Annotated in this window: 10 protein-coding genes; 6 read left to right on the forward strand and 4 right to left on the reverse strand. The window is 71.9% G+C overall.

The features are described 5' to 3' along the window. Positions 1 to 128 precede the first annotated feature (128 nt). Positions 129 to 2,594 (forward strand): DNA helicase PcrA, encoded by a 2,466-nt coding sequence (pcrA, locus tag ABZ208_RS08790; protein WP_356908809.1) that lies wholly within the window; start codon positions 129 to 131, stop codon positions 2,592 to 2,594. Positions 2,595 to 2,703: 109 nt separating this feature from the next. On the opposite strand, the gene ABZ208_RS08795 is transcribed toward pcrA, so the two are convergent. Next, positions 2,704 to 4,326 (reverse strand): M23 family metallopeptidase, encoded by a 1,623-nt coding sequence (locus tag ABZ208_RS08795; RefSeq protein ID WP_356908810.1) that lies wholly within the window; start codon positions 4,324 to 4,326, stop codon positions 2,704 to 2,706. Between the two features lie 234 nt (positions 4,327 to 4,560). Continuing rightward, positions 4,561 to 5,400, reverse strand: coding sequence for an alpha/beta fold hydrolase (locus ABZ208_RS08800; RefSeq protein ID WP_328397415.1), 840 nt, complete (start codon positions 5,398 to 5,400; stop codon positions 4,561 to 4,563). A gap of 350 nt (positions 5,401 to 5,750) precedes the next feature. Here ABZ208_RS08800 and ABZ208_RS08805 point away from each other — a divergent pair, with 350 nt between their 5' ends. Continuing rightward, positions 5,751 to 6,164 carry a cobalamin B12-binding domain-containing protein gene (locus ABZ208_RS08805; RefSeq protein ID WP_328397413.1) on the forward strand — a complete coding sequence of 138 codons (414 nt, stop codon included), beginning with the start codon at positions 5,751 to 5,753 and terminating at the stop codon, positions 6,162 to 6,164. A gap of 181 nt (positions 6,165 to 6,345) precedes the next feature. Here ABZ208_RS08805 and ABZ208_RS08810 read toward each other — a convergent pair whose 3' ends face one another. Together ABZ208_RS08810 and ABZ208_RS08815 are read right to left on the reverse strand one after the other, a co-directional pair. Beyond that, positions 6,346 to 7,959: a DUF5691 domain-containing protein gene (locus ABZ208_RS08810; RefSeq protein ID WP_356908811.1), complete on the reverse strand. Its 1,614-nt coding sequence runs from the start codon at positions 7,957 to 7,959 to the stop codon at positions 6,346 to 6,348. Positions 7,960 to 7,991: 32 nt separating this feature from the next. Then, positions 7,992 to 9,383, reverse strand: a complete 1,392-nt coding sequence (locus ABZ208_RS08815) for an SWIM zinc finger family protein (RefSeq protein WP_356908812.1) — start codon at positions 9,381 to 9,383, stop codon at positions 7,992 to 7,994. A gap of 128 nt (positions 9,384 to 9,511) precedes the next feature. On the opposite strand from ABZ208_RS08815, the gene ABZ208_RS08820 reads away from it, so the two are divergent. From ABZ208_RS08820 to ABZ208_RS08835, 4 genes are all read left to right on the forward strand, one after another. Continuing rightward, complete coding sequence (locus ABZ208_RS08820) at positions 9,512 to 10,624, forward strand: AAA family ATPase (RefSeq protein WP_356908813.1); 1,113 nt, start codon at positions 9,512 to 9,514, stop codon at positions 10,622 to 10,624. Continuing rightward, positions 10,621 to 13,263 (forward strand): DUF5682 family protein, encoded by a 2,643-nt coding sequence (locus tag ABZ208_RS08825; protein ID WP_356908814.1) that lies wholly within the window; start codon positions 10,621 to 10,623, stop codon positions 13,261 to 13,263. The genes ABZ208_RS08820 and ABZ208_RS08825 overlap by 4 nt, the downstream gene beginning before the upstream one ends. Beyond that, on the forward strand, positions 13,260 to 14,429 hold the full coding sequence (locus tag ABZ208_RS08830) for a VWA domain-containing protein (protein WP_356908815.1): 1,170 nt from the start codon (positions 13,260 to 13,262) through the stop codon (positions 14,427 to 14,429). The genes ABZ208_RS08825 and ABZ208_RS08830 overlap by 4 nt, the downstream gene beginning before the upstream one ends. 105 nt (positions 14,430 to 14,534) lie before the next feature. Continuing rightward, entirely contained in the window at positions 14,535 to 15,386 is an 852-nt protein-coding gene (locus ABZ208_RS08835) for a hypothetical protein (protein WP_356908816.1), read from the forward strand. Positions 15,387 to 15,467 lie beyond the last annotated feature (81 nt).

Raw genomic sequence — 15,467 nt, forward strand, 5'->3', positions numbered from 1 at the left:
GCGCGGGTGCGGACATCGGGCCGGGACCCGGTTCCGAGCCCGCCGCCGTACCACTTCCCGCTCCCGGGAGTGCGGGGTTTCGGGCGGCGTCCACGTCTGTCGGTGGGGCGGCCTAGACTCGTAGAGCGATGAGCAGCCTCTTTGACGACAGCTTCCTGGCAGACCTCCAGCCCCACGCGGAGGAGCACCCGCCGCCCCCAGAGGAGTCGGCTCCGGAGCAGGTTCCGGACGATCTCTTCGAGGGCGCTTTCGACGTGCCCCCGGCCAGGGACGGGTACTACCGCGACGGAGCTCCGCGCCCCGTCCTGGACCCGGCAGCCCTCCTCGAAGGGCTGAACGAACAGCAGCGCGCCGCCGTCGCGCACACCGGGTCGCCGCTGCTCATCGTCGCCGGAGCAGGATCCGGCAAGACCCGGGTGCTCACCCACCGGATCGCCCACCTGCTCGCGACCCGCCATGTGCACCCCGGCCAGATACTGGCGATCACCTTCACCAACAAGGCCGCCGGTGAGATGAAGGAGCGTGTCGAGCAGCTCGTCGGGCCGCGGGCGAACGCGATGTGGGTCTCCACGTTCCACAGCGCATGCGTCCGTATCCTGCGCCGCGAGTCCAAGAAGCTGGGTTTCACCTCGTCGTTCTCGATCTACGACGCGGCCGATTCGAAGCGGCTGATGGCCCTCGTCTGCCGGGACCTGGACCTCGACCCGAAGAAGTTTCCGCCGAAGTCCTTCAGCGCCCAGATCTCGAACCTGAAGAACGAGCTGATCGACGAGGAGACCTTCGCGGACCGCGCGGCTGGGGGTACCTCCCAGGCCGGAGGCTCTGGGGGAGGTTTCGAGAAGACGCTGGCCGAGGCGTACCGCATGTACCAGTCGCGGTTGCGCGAGGCCAACGCCCTCGACTTCGACGACATCATCATGACCACCGTCCACCTGCTGCAGGCGTTCCCGGACGTGGCCGAGCACTACCGGCGACGGTTCCGGCACGTCCTGGTGGACGAGTACCAGGACACCAACCACGCTCAGTACACACTCGTGCGCGAGCTGGTGGGCACGGGATACGAGGACCTGGGGCCTGCCGAGCTGTGCGTCGTCGGTGACGCCGACCAGTCGATCTACGCCTTCCGTGGGGCCACCATCCGCAACATCCTCCAGTTCGAGGAGGACTACCCGGAGGCGACGACGATCCTGCTGGAGCAGAACTACCGCTCCACCCAGACGATCCTCTCGGCCGCCAACGCGGTCATCGAGCGCAACGAGAGCCGCCGTCCGAAGAATCTGTGGACCAACGCCGGGGCCGGTGCGCAGATCACCGGCTATGTCGCGGACACCGAGCACGACGAGGCCCAGTTCGTCGCCGACGAGATCGACCGGCTGACCGACAACGCGGAGGCGAAGGCCGGCGACGTCGCCGTCTTCTACCGGACGAACGCCCAGTCCCGTGTCTTCGAGGAGATCTTCATCCGCGTCGGACTGCCGTACAAGGTCGTCGGCGGAGTGCGCTTCTACGAGCGCAAGGAGGTCAGGGACGTACTCGCGTATCTGCGCGTCCTGGCCAACCCGGAGGACAACGTCCCGCTGCGCCGCATCCTCAACGTGCCCAAGCGCGGCATCGGCGAGCGCGCCGAGGCGATGATCGACGCGCTGGCGCTGCGCGAGAAGATCACCTTCCCGCAGGCCCTGCGCCGCGTGGACGAGGCGTACGGCATGGCGGCCCGTTCCGCCAACGCCGTCAAACGGTTCAACGTGCTGATGGAGGAACTGCGTACGGTCGTCGAGTCCGGCGCAGGACCCGCCACCGTCCTCGAGGCCGTCCTGGAGCGCACCGGCTATCTCGCCGAGCTGCAGGCCTCGACGGACCCCCAGGACGAGACCCGTATCGAGAACCTCCAGGAACTGGCCGCCGTGGCTCTCGAGTTCGAGCAGGCGCGCGGCGAGGAGGAGGGCACCGGCACCCTCGCCGAGTTCCTGGAGCAGGTGGCACTCGTCGCCGACTCCGACCAGATCCCGGACGAGGACGAGGAAGGCACGGGGGTCATCACGCTGATGACGCTGCACACCGCCAAGGGCCTCGAGTTCCCCGTCGTGTTCCTCACCGGCATGGAGGACGGCGTCTTCCCGCACATGCGGGCGCTGGGCCAGACCAAGGAGCTGGAGGAGGAGCGCCGGCTGGCGTACGTCGGCATCACGCGTGCCCGCGAGCGCCTGTACCTGACGCGCTCGACGATGCGGAGCGCCTGGGGCCAGCCCTCGTACAACCCGCCGTCACGCTTCCTCGAGGAGATCCCCGGCCGGCACCTGGACTGGAAGCGCACAGGGCCGATGGCCGCACCCGCCGGGCCCACGTCGGGCATCGCGTCGTCGCTCTCGTCCGCTCGCTCGCGCGGGGGTGCCTCCGGTTTCGCCACGCGGCGTACGACCGACAAGCCGGTGATCTCGCTGTCGGTGGGCGACCGCGTCACGCACGACCAGTTCGGTCTGGGGACCGTCGTGGCGGTGATGGGGTCGGGTGCGGACGCACAGGCGACGATCGACTTCGGGGACACCAAGCCGAAGCGGCTCCTGCTGCGGTACGCGCCGGTCGAGAAGCTCTGAACTCTGAGAGGCCGGGGCTGTCCTCCGCGGCAGCCCCGCCGGGTTTCGGGGACGGCTCGCCGGGACGGGTTTTTGCAGGCCCGGGTTCTATTACGTCGGGTTCAGGCTGTTACGTCGGGTTCAGGCCGTGCGAACGCAGCCACTGCAGCGGGTCTATCGCCGAGCCGCCGCCCGGCCGGACCTCGAAGTGCAGGTGCGGGCCGGTGGAGTTGCCCGAATTGCCCGAATAGGCGATCACGTCACCGGCCTTGACCGTGCCGGAGCGGATCTTGGTGGTGCTGAGGTGGCAGTACCAGGTCTCGGTGCCGTCGGCGGCGGTCACGATCGCCATGTTGCCGTAGGCGCTGTTCCACTGGGTGCGCACGGTGCCGTCGGTGGCGGCCATGACCTCGGTGCCGTACTGGACGGGGAAGTCGATACCCGTGTGCACGGACATCCAGTTGACGCCGGACTGGCCGTAGTACGCGCTGAGGCCGTCCTGCTTGACCGGAACGACGAACTTGGGGCGCAGGGCCTCTCGTCGTGCCGCCTCATCAGCGCGCTTCTTCTTCTCCGCCGCCTGGCGCGCCTTGAGATCGAGTCGTTCCTGGGTGCGCGAGGCACGGTCACCGAAGTCGCGGGCATCGGCGCTGAGCGCGGCGAGCTGCGTGTCCATCTTGCTGTTGGCGGCGATCTGCTTGACGGACGACGGGTCGGCGGCCGCCAGGTTGGCGGTGCTGTCGTCCTTGGTGTCGCCGCCGATGTCGCTGACCGACGCGGCGGCGATCCCGGCGACGCCCATCACGCAGGCGGAAGGCACGGCGACGGTCAGCAGGGCGGAGCGCTTGGCGGGCGTACGGCGCCGGCCACGGCTGCCGCCGGAGCGGCGGACCGGGCGGGGCGTGACGGACGCCGAGGGAACGCCGGCGGCCATGGTCCGGGTGAGGGCGTCGTGTTCGTCCTCGACGTCGAGCTCGTCCTCCGGCTCGGCGGCGGACTCTTCTGCGGTCTCGGCAGCGGCTTCGTACGCGTACTCATGGTCGTAGTCGTAGTCGTACGAGGCTGCCGGGTCGGTGTCCGCTTCCTGGTCCGTGTCGCCCTGGGGGTCGGCGTCCGTTCGGAAGTCGGTGTCCGTGAAGTCGCTGCTTTCGAACTCCGTGGCCTGGAGCTCCGTGCCCTGGAACTCGGCCGCGGTGTCGTAACCCGCCTCGTAACCGCTGTCGTAGCCGGTCTCCTGGCCTGCCGTCTCGTACCCGGCGCCGTTCGTCTCGTACCCGGCGGCCTCGAAGCCGGTCGTGTCATAGCCCGCGGCCGGGACGAACTCGTGCTCCGGCGTGAACTGTTGGGGTACAAACGCGTCCGTCGTGCCGGTGGCCCCGGCGGAGTTCCAGGCGGTGGCGTCGTAGGCGCCGGTGTCGTAGCCCGGTGCGGCCCAGTGGCCGGTCGCGTCATGGGCGAAGGTGGCCGCGGCCGTCTCGTACTGGCCGGTGTGCGCGCCCTGGTTCCAGGCGCCGGCGTCCCACTGGCCGGTGGTGTCGTACTGCTGGTCGTACTGCGGCTGTTGGGCCTGCTGCGGCGACGCGTAGGCGTCGTAACCCGTGGACTGGTGCGATCCGGTGTCCCACTGGGTCGAGTCGTACTGGCTGCTGTGGCCCGCCTCGTAACTGCCCGGAAGGGCGCCGAAGAGCGGGTCGGAGTCGAAGCTGCCGGCGGCGTAGCCGTTGTATCCGGCGTGGGCGTGCTGGTCGTTCACCAACTTCTCTCTCGCCTCGGCAGCAGGACCAGTGTCCGGAACCACCGCATGGCGGGGCTCCAGGGGAAAGCAGTGGCGCGACTGTACCCGGCGGTACGCGACGGCGACAATCTTCAGCGGGAACCAGGCAAGCAGGAAACGGGCATTCGGCCGCCTTTCGGCGGGGTGTGGGCAGAGCTTTGGCCCTACGTTCGAGAAATGTTCGATGTCTCGACGCCCGCTCAGGGGGGTGGATCAGGCGACGGAGACTGCGCCCGAGTCGCCCGTGGCCGACTCCTCGGCATCGAGGGTCTGGCGGATACGGGCCGCGACGGCAGGGTGGACCGGCAGCGCGAGATGCCCGATTCCGCTGACCCGCACGTTCTCCACGATCAGATCCGGGTGGTCGATGCAGGCCGTCTCGATCGGGGCCATGATCTGGTCGAGATCGCTCCAGAAGCACACGAAGCGCGTCCGGCAGCCCGGAGCGGGACTGCGCAGCTCCTCGATCACCGGGGAATCGGGCCGCATCTGCCGCACGACCGGGTGCGCGCCGGCGAGGGGCGCCACGGTGGTGCCGGAGTGCGGGGTACCGAGAGTGACGAGCGTGCGGACGCGCTGGTCGCCGCCGAGGCGCTGGACGTAGTACCGCGCGATGAGGCCGCCGAGGCTGTGCCCGACGATGTCGACCTCATGGTGCCCCGTGCGGATGCAGATCTCTTCTATGTGGCGGCCGAGCAGCTCGGCCGCCGTGCGGACGTCGCGGGTGAGGGGGGAGTAATTGAGGCACTCGACGTGGCGTCGGCCGGGGCCGACGAGGGAGCGGCGCAGCAGGACGAAGACGGAGCGGTTGTCGATGAAGCCGTGGAGGAGGACGACCGGGACCGCCGTGGCCGTGCCCAGAACCCGTGCGGCGTCGGGCCCGGGATCCGCCGCGAGCCGGCCCTTCCGGCGCACGGGGCGCTCGGGCGTGAGCCCGGAGGGGTAGAGGAGCAGATGCGCGGCAAGAATGGCCAGCTCAAGGGCGGTGGCACGCAGCAGTGCGGCCGAGACGCGAAGGTTGAAGCACGGAACGTTGAAAGGCAGAACCTTCATGGCCGACCTCCTGAACGGCACGCGGGAGACGGCTCCGTCCCCCGTGTGCCCTCATGGGGTGCTTGCGAGGTCGACGGCGGTGCCGTACCACCGTGCCGTGCGGCTGTCGGCACGGTGGTACGGCGACCTGGAGTGGACCTGTGGCGGCTCCCCTTTGCGCCGTGCCTGCGGGCGTGTGGGACGCCTGGTGCTGATACGGCGCGCTATGAAAATGTCCCAGGTGTGATTTCCCCCTCGCCGACCACCGCGAAACGGCCGGTTGCGGGATGCTGGACTTCTGGCGATAACGTTCGTTCACTCTCCGCGTCTGCCCGTGGCGGCGCAGTCGGTGTGTGGGTATGGAGGCAGTGATGGGTGTGACCGGTCCGATCCGCGTGGTGGTGGCCAAGCCGGGTCTTGACGGCCACGATCGCGGCGCCAAGGTGATCGCGCGTGCGCTGCGTGACGCCGGTATGGAAGTCATCTACACGGGGCTTCACCAGACCCCCGAGCAGATCGTGGACACCGCGATCCAGGAGGACGCCGACGCGATCGGCCTCTCGATCCTCTCCGGAGCGCACAACACGCTGTTCGCCAAGGTCATCGAGCTCCTCAAGGAGCGCGACGCCCAGGACATCAAGGTCTTCGGCGGCGGCATCATCCCCGAGGCGGACATCGCGCCGCTGAAGGAGATCGGCGTGGCGGAGATCTTCACGCCGGGGGCCACGACGGTGTCGATCGTTGACTGGGTCAACGCGAACGTGCGCGAAGCCGCTGACGCGTAGCCCTCGAGGGCGCGACAGCGGGGTGGCCCAACCCGGCCTGCCCGGTCCGTGTGCAGGGCGCCCCCGGGGCGCGCTTCTCCCGGGCTCGGACCGGTCCGTTTGCGTCCGTCCTTGGGGCTGCGCCCCGGGCTGGGCTGGTCCGTCCGGGTGACCTGGGCCGCTCCGGGGGCCCGGAGATTCCTCAGACGGCCCCGTTCAGCTCCGCGTGCATCGTCGCGCGGAGCGTCAGCGTCGAGACCAGGCGCTGGAATGCCTCCGACCAGTAGCCTCCGGCACCGGGCGAGGCGTCCTCCTGCTCGTCCGGGGTGGCCGTCAGGACTTCCAGGCGGCGGGCCTCGGCCGGGTCCAGGCACCGTTCGGCCAGGCCCATCACCCCGCTGAAGCTCCACGGATAGCTGCCCGCGTCGCGCGCGATGTCGAGCGCGTCGACCACCGAGCGGCCCAGCGGCTCTGCCCACGGCACCGCGCAGACGCCGAGGAGCTGGAACGCTTCCGACAACCCGTGGGCCGCGATGAACCGCGCGACCCAGTCCGCCCGCTCGTCCGCCGGCAGTGTCGCGAGCAGCTTGGACCGTTCGGCCAGTGACGTCGTGCCGGGACCGGTCGCAGGCGGGGTCGCGGGTGGGCCGAGCAGGGCGCGGGACCAGGCCGCGTCACCCTGCCGCACCGCCGCCCGGCACCACGCGGCATGCAGCTCGTCGCCCCAGTCGTCGGCCACCGGCAGTGCGACGATCTGCTCCGCCGTGCGCCCCCCGAGCCGGCCGGGCCAGACGGACAGCGGGGCGGACTCCACCAACTGGCCCAGCCACCAAGACCGTTCGCCCCGGCCCGAAGGCGGTGTCGCCACCACGCCGTCACGCTGCATGTCCGCGTCGCATTCGTGCGGGGCCTCCACCGTGATCACCGCGCCCGCGTCGTCCCCGCGGTCCAGGGAGACACAGGACGCCGCCCGCGCCGCCATCCGCCCGGCGAACGCCGAGCCCGGCAGGGCGGAGAGCAGCTCGGCCGCCGTCGACCGGACGTTTCGGCTGCGGTCGGACAGGGCCTGTTCCAGGAAGGTCTCGTCCGCGTCGGACAGCCCCGTGCGGAGCGAGTCGAGGAACATCAGCCGGTCCTCCGCCCGCTCCGTGGCCCAGGTCGAGCCGAGCAGCGACAGCGCGCTGTCCGCGTCATGGGTCCGCAGGGCGGCCAGCAGGGCGACCCGCTCGGCGAACAGTCCCTCCTCCCACAGCCGTCCCACTGCCTCCGCATCGTCCCGGTCGGGCAGTGCGGAGCCGGCCGATCCGCCGCGCAGGGCGAACTTCCACTCCGGGTTGAGCCGGGCGAGCCACAGCCCGCGCGCCCCGGCGAAGGCGAGGGCCTGCGGCCGCAGATCGGTACGTGCCCGGGCCGCGTCGAGCAGCGCCGGCAGGACGGAAGGCGGCGCCTGGAAGCCGCGTTCGTTGGCGGCGGCCAGCCACTGGGGGAGCAGCTCGGTCAGATCCGGAGCTGTACCCCGGCGGCCGCCGCCCGACGGCGCGGACCGGTCGGCGAGCAGCTGGGCGAGCCGCCGCCGGGCCGGCGCGGGCACTGCAGGGCGACTGTCGTGCGGTGCGGGCTCCGGCCGGGCGGCGGCAGCCGCGGGCTGCAGACCCGCCCGTCGCCGTACGGTGTGCAGCGCGGCGGCGTCGAGCAGGCCGACCGGAGCGTCCTTGCCCGGGGGCGTCAGGGCAGCCGGCGGGGTGCGGCGGTCGGTGCCGAGAAGCGCCGCGGTGACGAGCTCCTCCCACGGTGATGCGCCGGTGGTGCCGGTCATGATGCCTCCTTCACTGGTCATGAGCCTTGTCGTCAGATGAGCGGGACCGTCTCCGAGCCGTCCTCCGGCCAGGCCGTGAGCGGCGCGAAGCCCTGGTGACCGAACTCGCCGAAGACCGTGACCGGACGGCCGCCGGAGAGCGCCACGAGCTTCCACAGCCCGGGACGGGTGAGGGCCGAAGCCGCGAGGGGGAGCGCGGACTTCCCGTCCGCGTCCGCCAGTTGCCACCCGTCGCCGTCCGGCACAGGTACGACGCCGTGCAGCGTCACCGGCCAGGAGTCCAGCCAGGGGTCGTCCCGCAGGGCCTGCCCGTACGCCTCGACGGCCGACACTGCCGGCCCGCCCGGCGGGGGCGCACCGAGGGGCGCCGGTCCGCCGAACTGCGTGCCCAGGTCCGCCCGCAGCTGCCCCGCGCCCCCGTACGGCACGACCTCCGCGTCGATCGTCAGTCCCACCGGCAGCGCCTGTTGCGGTGAGCGGCCCGCTGCCCCGAAGGACAGCAGCAGCACGGTGCGGCCGGTCTCCCGCCCGTACAGCCAGATGCGGCGGGTGGTGAGCTTGCCGTCCGACGTGTCGTACTGGGCCAGGATCAGCCAGTCGTCACGGACGGGCGGTCCGGCGGCCGGCGCGGTGAGTCCCACCCGGGTCCGCACCGTCGCAGCCAGCGCCTCGGGCAGCCGCCGGCGGCCCAGCCAGGCCGAGTCCAGCAGATGGATCAGCGCGCACTCCTCCAGCAGGCGCACCGGCCAGCCCGGCCCGGAGCCGGGTATCGCGCCCAACTCGCGGACCCGGCCCGCCAGCCTGGGCGCCTGCGCGTCGACCATGCGTGCCGCGGTCTCCTCCCAGACCCCGTATCCGGACTGCTCGGCCGCGGCAAGTCCCCCGCGCAGCAGATCGGACAGCCGCTGCTCCAACTCGGTGGCGCCTGCCGTGATCCGGTCCGCCCGCTGCTCGGCGCGGCGTCGGGCGGCGTCGGGATCCGCGCTCCTGGCGGGCGTCCCCGTCCCCGCGTCGTTCTGCTGCCTGGCCTGCTCGCGCTTTCTGCGTCCTGCCAGCCACTCCTCGGCCCAGTCCGGGACGTCGGAGTCCCGCACGGTGCGCACGGCCTGCGCGTCCGCCGCCCACAGCAGCAGCAGTCCCAGCGCGTGCTTGCACGGGAACTTGCGGCTCGGGCAACTGCATTTGTACGCGGGGCCCTTGGTGTCCACCACCGTCTGATAGGGCCTGCTGCCGCTGCCCTTGCACAGGCCCCACACGGCACCCGAGCCGGTGGTGCCCGCGCCGGACCACGGCCCGGCCGTGCCGAGTTTGTTTCCCGCTTTGCGTGATGCGTCGTCAGGAGCCAGTGCCAGCACCTGTTCCGACGTCCAGCGCACCCCTTGCTCCGTGGGGTGCGGGGGCTCTCCCCCGAGTGATCGCAGCATGGGAACGACGCTAAGGCCCTGCACTGACAACGCCTTCGACCTGCTGGGATGTGATCGCCGAGGCCGATTGTCAGTGGCGTGGTGCACCGTGGATCACACATCGGGTCGAACGATCTGGAGGGGGATCCATGACCGTGTCCGAAATCGGCGCAGCGACCGGAACCGAAGTCCTGCGACCGCACGCCGAGGACGCTTTCGCCGACGAGCTGAAGGCGCTCGCCGCGGTCGACGACCGCCCGCGTCCGGTGAACTGGCGGATGTCGCCGTGGGCGGTCGCCACCTACCTGCTCGGCGGCACGCTGTCCGACGGGACGGTGATCACACCCAAGTACGTGGGGCCGCGCCGGATCGTCGAGGTCGCCGTCACCACGCTCGCCACCGACCGGGCGCTGCTGCTGCTCGGCGTGCCCGGCACTGCGAAGACATGGGTGTCCGAGCATCTCGCCGCCGCCGTCAGCGGCGACTCGACCCTGCTGGTGCAGGGCACGGCGGGCACGCCCGAGGAGGCGATCCGCTACGGCTGGAACTATGCGCAGTTGCTGGCGCACGGACCCAGCCGTGACGCGCTCGTGCCGAGTCCGGTCATGCGCGCCATGTCCGAAGGCATGACCGCGCGCGTCGAGGAGCTCACACGCGTCCCCGCCGACGTGCAGGACTCGCTGATCACGATCCTGTCCGAGAAGACGCTGCCCGTGCCGGAGTTGGGGCAGGAGGTGCAGGCGGTCCGCGGGTTCAATCTCATCGCCACGGCCAACGACCGCGACCGCGGGGTCAACGACCTGTCCAGCGCACTGCGCCGCCGGTTCAACACGGTCGTGCTGCCGCTGCCCGCGACCCCGGACGCCGAGGTCGACATCGTGTCGCGTCGCGTCGACCAGATAGGACGCTCGCTCGATCTGCCTGCCGCGCCGGAGGGACTGGAGGAGATCCGCCGGGTGGTCACGGTCTTCCGGGAGTTGAGGGACGGCGTGTCCACCGACGGCCGCACCAAGATCAAGTCTCCTTCCGGGACGCTGTCGACGGCCGAGGCCATCTCCGTCGTCACCAACGGGCTGGCGCTGGCCGCGCACTTCGGCGACGGAGTGCTGCGCCCGGGTGACGTGGCGGCCGGCATCCTCGGCGCCGTCGTGCGGGACCCGGCGGCCGACCGCGTCATCTGGCAGGAGTACCTGGAGACGGTGGTGCGCGAGCGGGACGGCTGGAAGGACTTCTACCGGGCCTGCCGCGAGGTGAGCGTATGACCGGGCCGCTGCTGCTCGGCGTCCGCCACCACGGGCCGGGCTCCGCGCGGGCGGTACGGGCCGCGCTGGACGCGGCGTCGCCCGCGGCCGTGCTGGTCGAGGGGCCGCCCGAGGGGGACGGGCTGCTCGCGCTGGCGGCCGACGAGCAGATGCGCCCGCCGGTCGCGCTGCTCGCGCATGCCGTGGACGATCCGGGCCGGGCGGCGTTCTGGCCGCTGGCGGAGTTCTCGCCGGAATGGGTCGCGATCCGCTGGGCGCTGGCGCACGAGGTTCCCGTTCGGTTCATCGACCTGCCCGCCGCGCACTCGCTCGCGCTCGCCGCGCACGAGGAAGCCCGGGGCGCGGCCCCGTCCGACCGGCCGGAGGGGGCGGAGGGGCCTGACGGGACATCGGCCGGGCAGCCCGGTGCCGACCCCGGGAGCGTGGGTCCGGGCGCGCCCACGCCGGACGAGGCGGGCAGCGACGGGCTGCACATCGACCCGATCGCCGTGCTCGCCGGGGCCGCGGGGTACGACGACCCGGAGCGCTGGTGGGAGGACGTCGTCGAGCATCGGGGCACCGGGTCCCGGACCGCGGCCGCAGCCGGGGCGGCGGTGACGTCTCTCCCGGCAGCCGGGAGAGAGACCCCGGCAGATGTCACGGATCCCTTCGCACCGTTCGCCGCGCTCGGCGAGGCGATGACGGCACTGCGGGAGGGGTACGGCCACGGCGGTCGCGACCGGGATCTCGTTCGGGAGGCCCATATGCGCCTCCAACTAAGGGCAGCCCGCAAGGAGTTCGGAGACGGTGTGGCAGTCGTCTGCGGCGCCTGGCATGTGCCCGCACTCGAGGAGAGGACCACCGTCGCGGCCGACCGCGCACTCCTCAAAGGGCTGCCGAAAGTCAAGACGGAGATGACCTGGGTGCCCTGGACGCACCGCCGGCTCGCCCGGCTCGGCTCACCCTCCGGGCGAGGCTACGGCGCGGGCATCGACTCGCCCGGCTGGTACGGACACCTGTTCGGCGCGCCCGACCGGCCCGTCGAGCGGTGGATGACCAAGGTCGCGGGCCTGCTGCGCGACGAGGACCGGATGGTGTCGTCCGCCCATGTCATCGAGGCGGTCCGGCTCGCCGAGACCCTCGCCGTCATGCGAGGGCGGCCGCTCGCCGGACTGGGCGAGACCATCGACGCCGTACGGGCCGTCATGTGCGACGGCTCCGATGTGCCGCTCGATCTCGTCCGCGACCGGCTCGTCATCGGTGATGTGCTCGGTGAAGTGCCGGACACCGCGCCCGCCGTACCCCTTCAGCGCGATCTGACCCGGCAGCAGCGCAGTCTGCGGCTCAAGCCCGAGGCCCTGGAGCGCGAGCTGGACCTGGATCTGCGCAAGGAGTCCGACGCGGCCAAGAGCCGGCTGCTGCACCGGCTGCGTCTGCTCGGCGTGGGCTGGGGGGAGCCCGTCGCGGGACGGGGAAGCACGGGCACGTTCCGGGAGAGCTGGCGGCTGCGCTGGGAGCCCGAGCTGTCCGTCCAGATCGCCGAGGCCGGAGTCTGGGGCACCACCGTGCTCTCCGCCGCCACGGCGAAGGCCGAGTCGCTGGCCGTCACGGCCACCGCGCTCGGCGAGGTCACCGCACTCGCCGAGCACTGCCTGCTGGCCGGCCTGCCCGACGCGCTGCCCGTGGTGATGAAGGCGCTGGCCGACCGCGCCGCGCTGGACGCCGACGTGAGCCATCTCGCTCAGGCCCTGCCCGCCCTTGCCCGCTCCTTGCGGTACGGCGATGTGCGCGCCACCGACACCGCTGCCCTCGGCGAGGTCGCCGCCGGGATCGCCGAGCGGATCTGTGTCGGACTTCCGCCCGCCTGCACCGCGCTCGACGCGGACGGCGCGGCGGAGATGCGCGGCCACATCGACGGCGTTCACCACGCGATCGGACTGCTGCCCGGGACCGGCGAGCTGGGCGAGCGCTGGAGCTCGGTGCTGCGCAGGCTCGCCGACCGCGACACCGTCCCCGGCGTGATACGCGGCCGCGCGGCACGGTTGCTGCTGGACGACGGGCGGCTCGAGGAGGACGAGGCCGCACGGCTGATGGCCCTCGCGCTCTCGCCGGGCACGGAGCCCGCCGATGCGGCGGCATGGATCGAGGGGTTCGTCGGGGGCGCCTCGGGGGGCGGTCTGCTCCTGGTCCACGACGAACGGCTCCTCGGGCTGGTCGATGCCTGGCTCGCAGCCGTGCCCACGAACGCCTTCACCGATGTACTGCCGCTGCTGCGCCGCACGTTCTCCGGCTACGAACCGGGCGTGCGCCGCACTCTCGGGGAGCTCGTCGCACGTGGACCCGCGGCGACGGCCGGTCCGGCGCAGGACCGGTCCGCGATGCCCGGCTTCGGGCCCGGCCTGGACGAGGCGCGGGCGGACGCGATGCTGCCCGTGCTGCATCTGCTGCTCGGCATCCACGAGTCGGCAGCAGGCGTACGAGCCGGAAGCGAGACGGCCGGGCACGAGCAGGAAGGCGACCACCTGTCCGGCGACGACCAGGCAGGCAAGCCCCTTGCTGCCAAGGACCACACCGGCACGGACCTCACAGGCGAGGACCCGGCCGGCGACGACCTCGACCGACCGACCCATGACAACGACCCGGCGGGGGTGGCCCGATGACACCGACCGAGCACGACGAGCGGCTGCGGCGCTGGCGGCTCGTGCTGGGCGGCGAGTCCGGAGCCGACGGCACGGGCTGCGCCCTGGCCGGCCCGGACGCGGCGATGGACGACGCCCTGACCTCCCTCTACGGGACCCGACCCGGCGCCGCGGACCGTGGCGGCAGCCGCTCCGCAGGCCTCGGGGCGTCCGCGCCCTCCGTCGCGCGCTGGCTCGGCGACATCCGGACGTACTTCCCCAGCTCCGTCGTCCAGGTCATGCAGCGCGACGCGATCGACCGGCTCGGTCTGTCCACCCTCCTGCTGGAGCCGGAGATGCTGGAGGCCGTCGAGGCGGACGTCCATCTCGTCGGCACACTGCTCTCGCTCAACAAGGCGATGCCCGAGACGACCAAGGAGACGGCCAGGGCCGTGGTCCGCAAGGTCGTCGAGGAGCTGGAGAAGAAGCTGGCCACCCGCACCCGGTCCACGCTGACGGGCGCGCTCGACCGCTCGGCGAAGATCAATCGCCCGCGCCACCGGGACATCGACTGGGACCGGACGATCCGGGCCAACCTGAAGAACTATCTGCCGGAGCACCGCACCGTCGTGCCCGAGCGGCTCATCGGATACGGACGCGCCTCCCGGTCCGTCAAGAAGGACGTGGTGCTCTGCATCGACCAGTCCGGATCGATGGCCGCATCCGTCGTCTACGCCTCGGTGTTCGGCGCGGTCCTCGCCTCGATGCGCTCCATCGCCACCCGCCTCGTCGTCTTCGACACGGCCGTCGTCGACCTCACCGACCAGCTCGACGATCCGGTCGACGTGCTGTTCGGCACCCAGCTGGGCGGCGGTACCGACATCAACAGGGCGCTCGCATACTGCCAGTCGCAGATCACCCGCCCCGCCGACACCGTCGTCGTCCTCATCAGTGACCTCTACGAAGGCGGTATCCGGGACGAGATGCTCAAGCGGGTCGCGGCGATGAAGGCCTCGGGTGTGCAGTTCGTCGCACTGCTGGCGCTCTCCGACGAAGGAACGCCCGCGTACGACCGTGAGCACGCGGCGGCCCTCGCGGCGCTCGGCGCCCCGGCGTTCGCCTGTACGCCCGATCTCTTCCCGGATGTCATGGCGGCCGCCATCGAGAAGCGGCCCCTGCCCATACCGGACATGGTGACCCATCAGTAACGCAGGACTTGCGTGCCCCCCGGAGGCTCGTGCGAGCATCGTGCCCGATCCCCGCGGAAGGCCGGCGTCCGCCGGCCGGGGCCGTCCGGGAAGGCATCCTCCACCATGACCGTCGCAGCTGCTCGTCCAGCAGCCGTCCTGTGCGCACTGCGCCGGGCGGTCGCCGGGTCACGCGCGCTGCACGTGATGCTCTTCCTCGGTGGGCTGCTGACGATCGGTTTCCTCTTCGCCGGTCAGGCGGAGGCTGCTGAGTCCCCTGCACCGCACGTCCGGGCGCAGGCCGCAGCGGCCGCTGCGGAGGCCGAGACGTGGGCAGCGGGAGCCGGTGCGGGTATCGCGGACTCCGCTCCGGTACGCGAACTGCGCGAGACGGCCTCGGACCCCGTCACCTCGCTGAGCGAGGTGGCCCGCCCGGTCACGGCTGCCGCACGCGACATCACCGCGCCCCTGGGCGAGGTGCTGCCTGGGCCGCAACCGCCCGGCGGCGATGTCCCGGGCCTCCCCGTCGACCCGCCTACCGCGGGCGCCGACACGACGGACCCGGGTGACGGCCCGGCACCGGCGACGGACACCGTCGCCGGTTCGGCCGCTCCGTCGCGCGCCGACGCCGACGCCGCCTCCGACGACAGCAGGGCGGCGGCCCACAGCGCTGCCGTGGCCGCCACGTACGTTCTCGATGCCCCCACCGCTGCCGGTCACCACGACGGCGCGGCGCGGGGACCGCAGGGTGAGGTCCGTCCGGACCCCACGCACGCACCTGAGCCGTTCGCTCCCTGCAGCTCCCGGCAGGGCACCGTTCCGCACTCCGGCGAGTCCCACACCTTCCGTATGGGAGACCACCAGGCGGCCACGTTGTCGTACGGGTCGCCGGGTGTGTTCGCCGGCGACCCCCGCTGGGTGGCCGCCGAGCCGCCGACCCGCGACAGGCCGCGCGACATTCTCGAATTCCCCGGCTAGGGCAGCCCTTTCCCCGCCTTGACCTGCCACGCGGGGGTGGGACAGGTCTGCCCGCCACACCGGATATCTCCGGACAGCCGA

It is taken from the genome of Streptomyces sp. NPDC006208 (assembly GCF_040613775.1).
GTDB lineage: Bacteria > Actinomycetota > Actinomycetes > Streptomycetales > Streptomycetaceae > Streptomyces.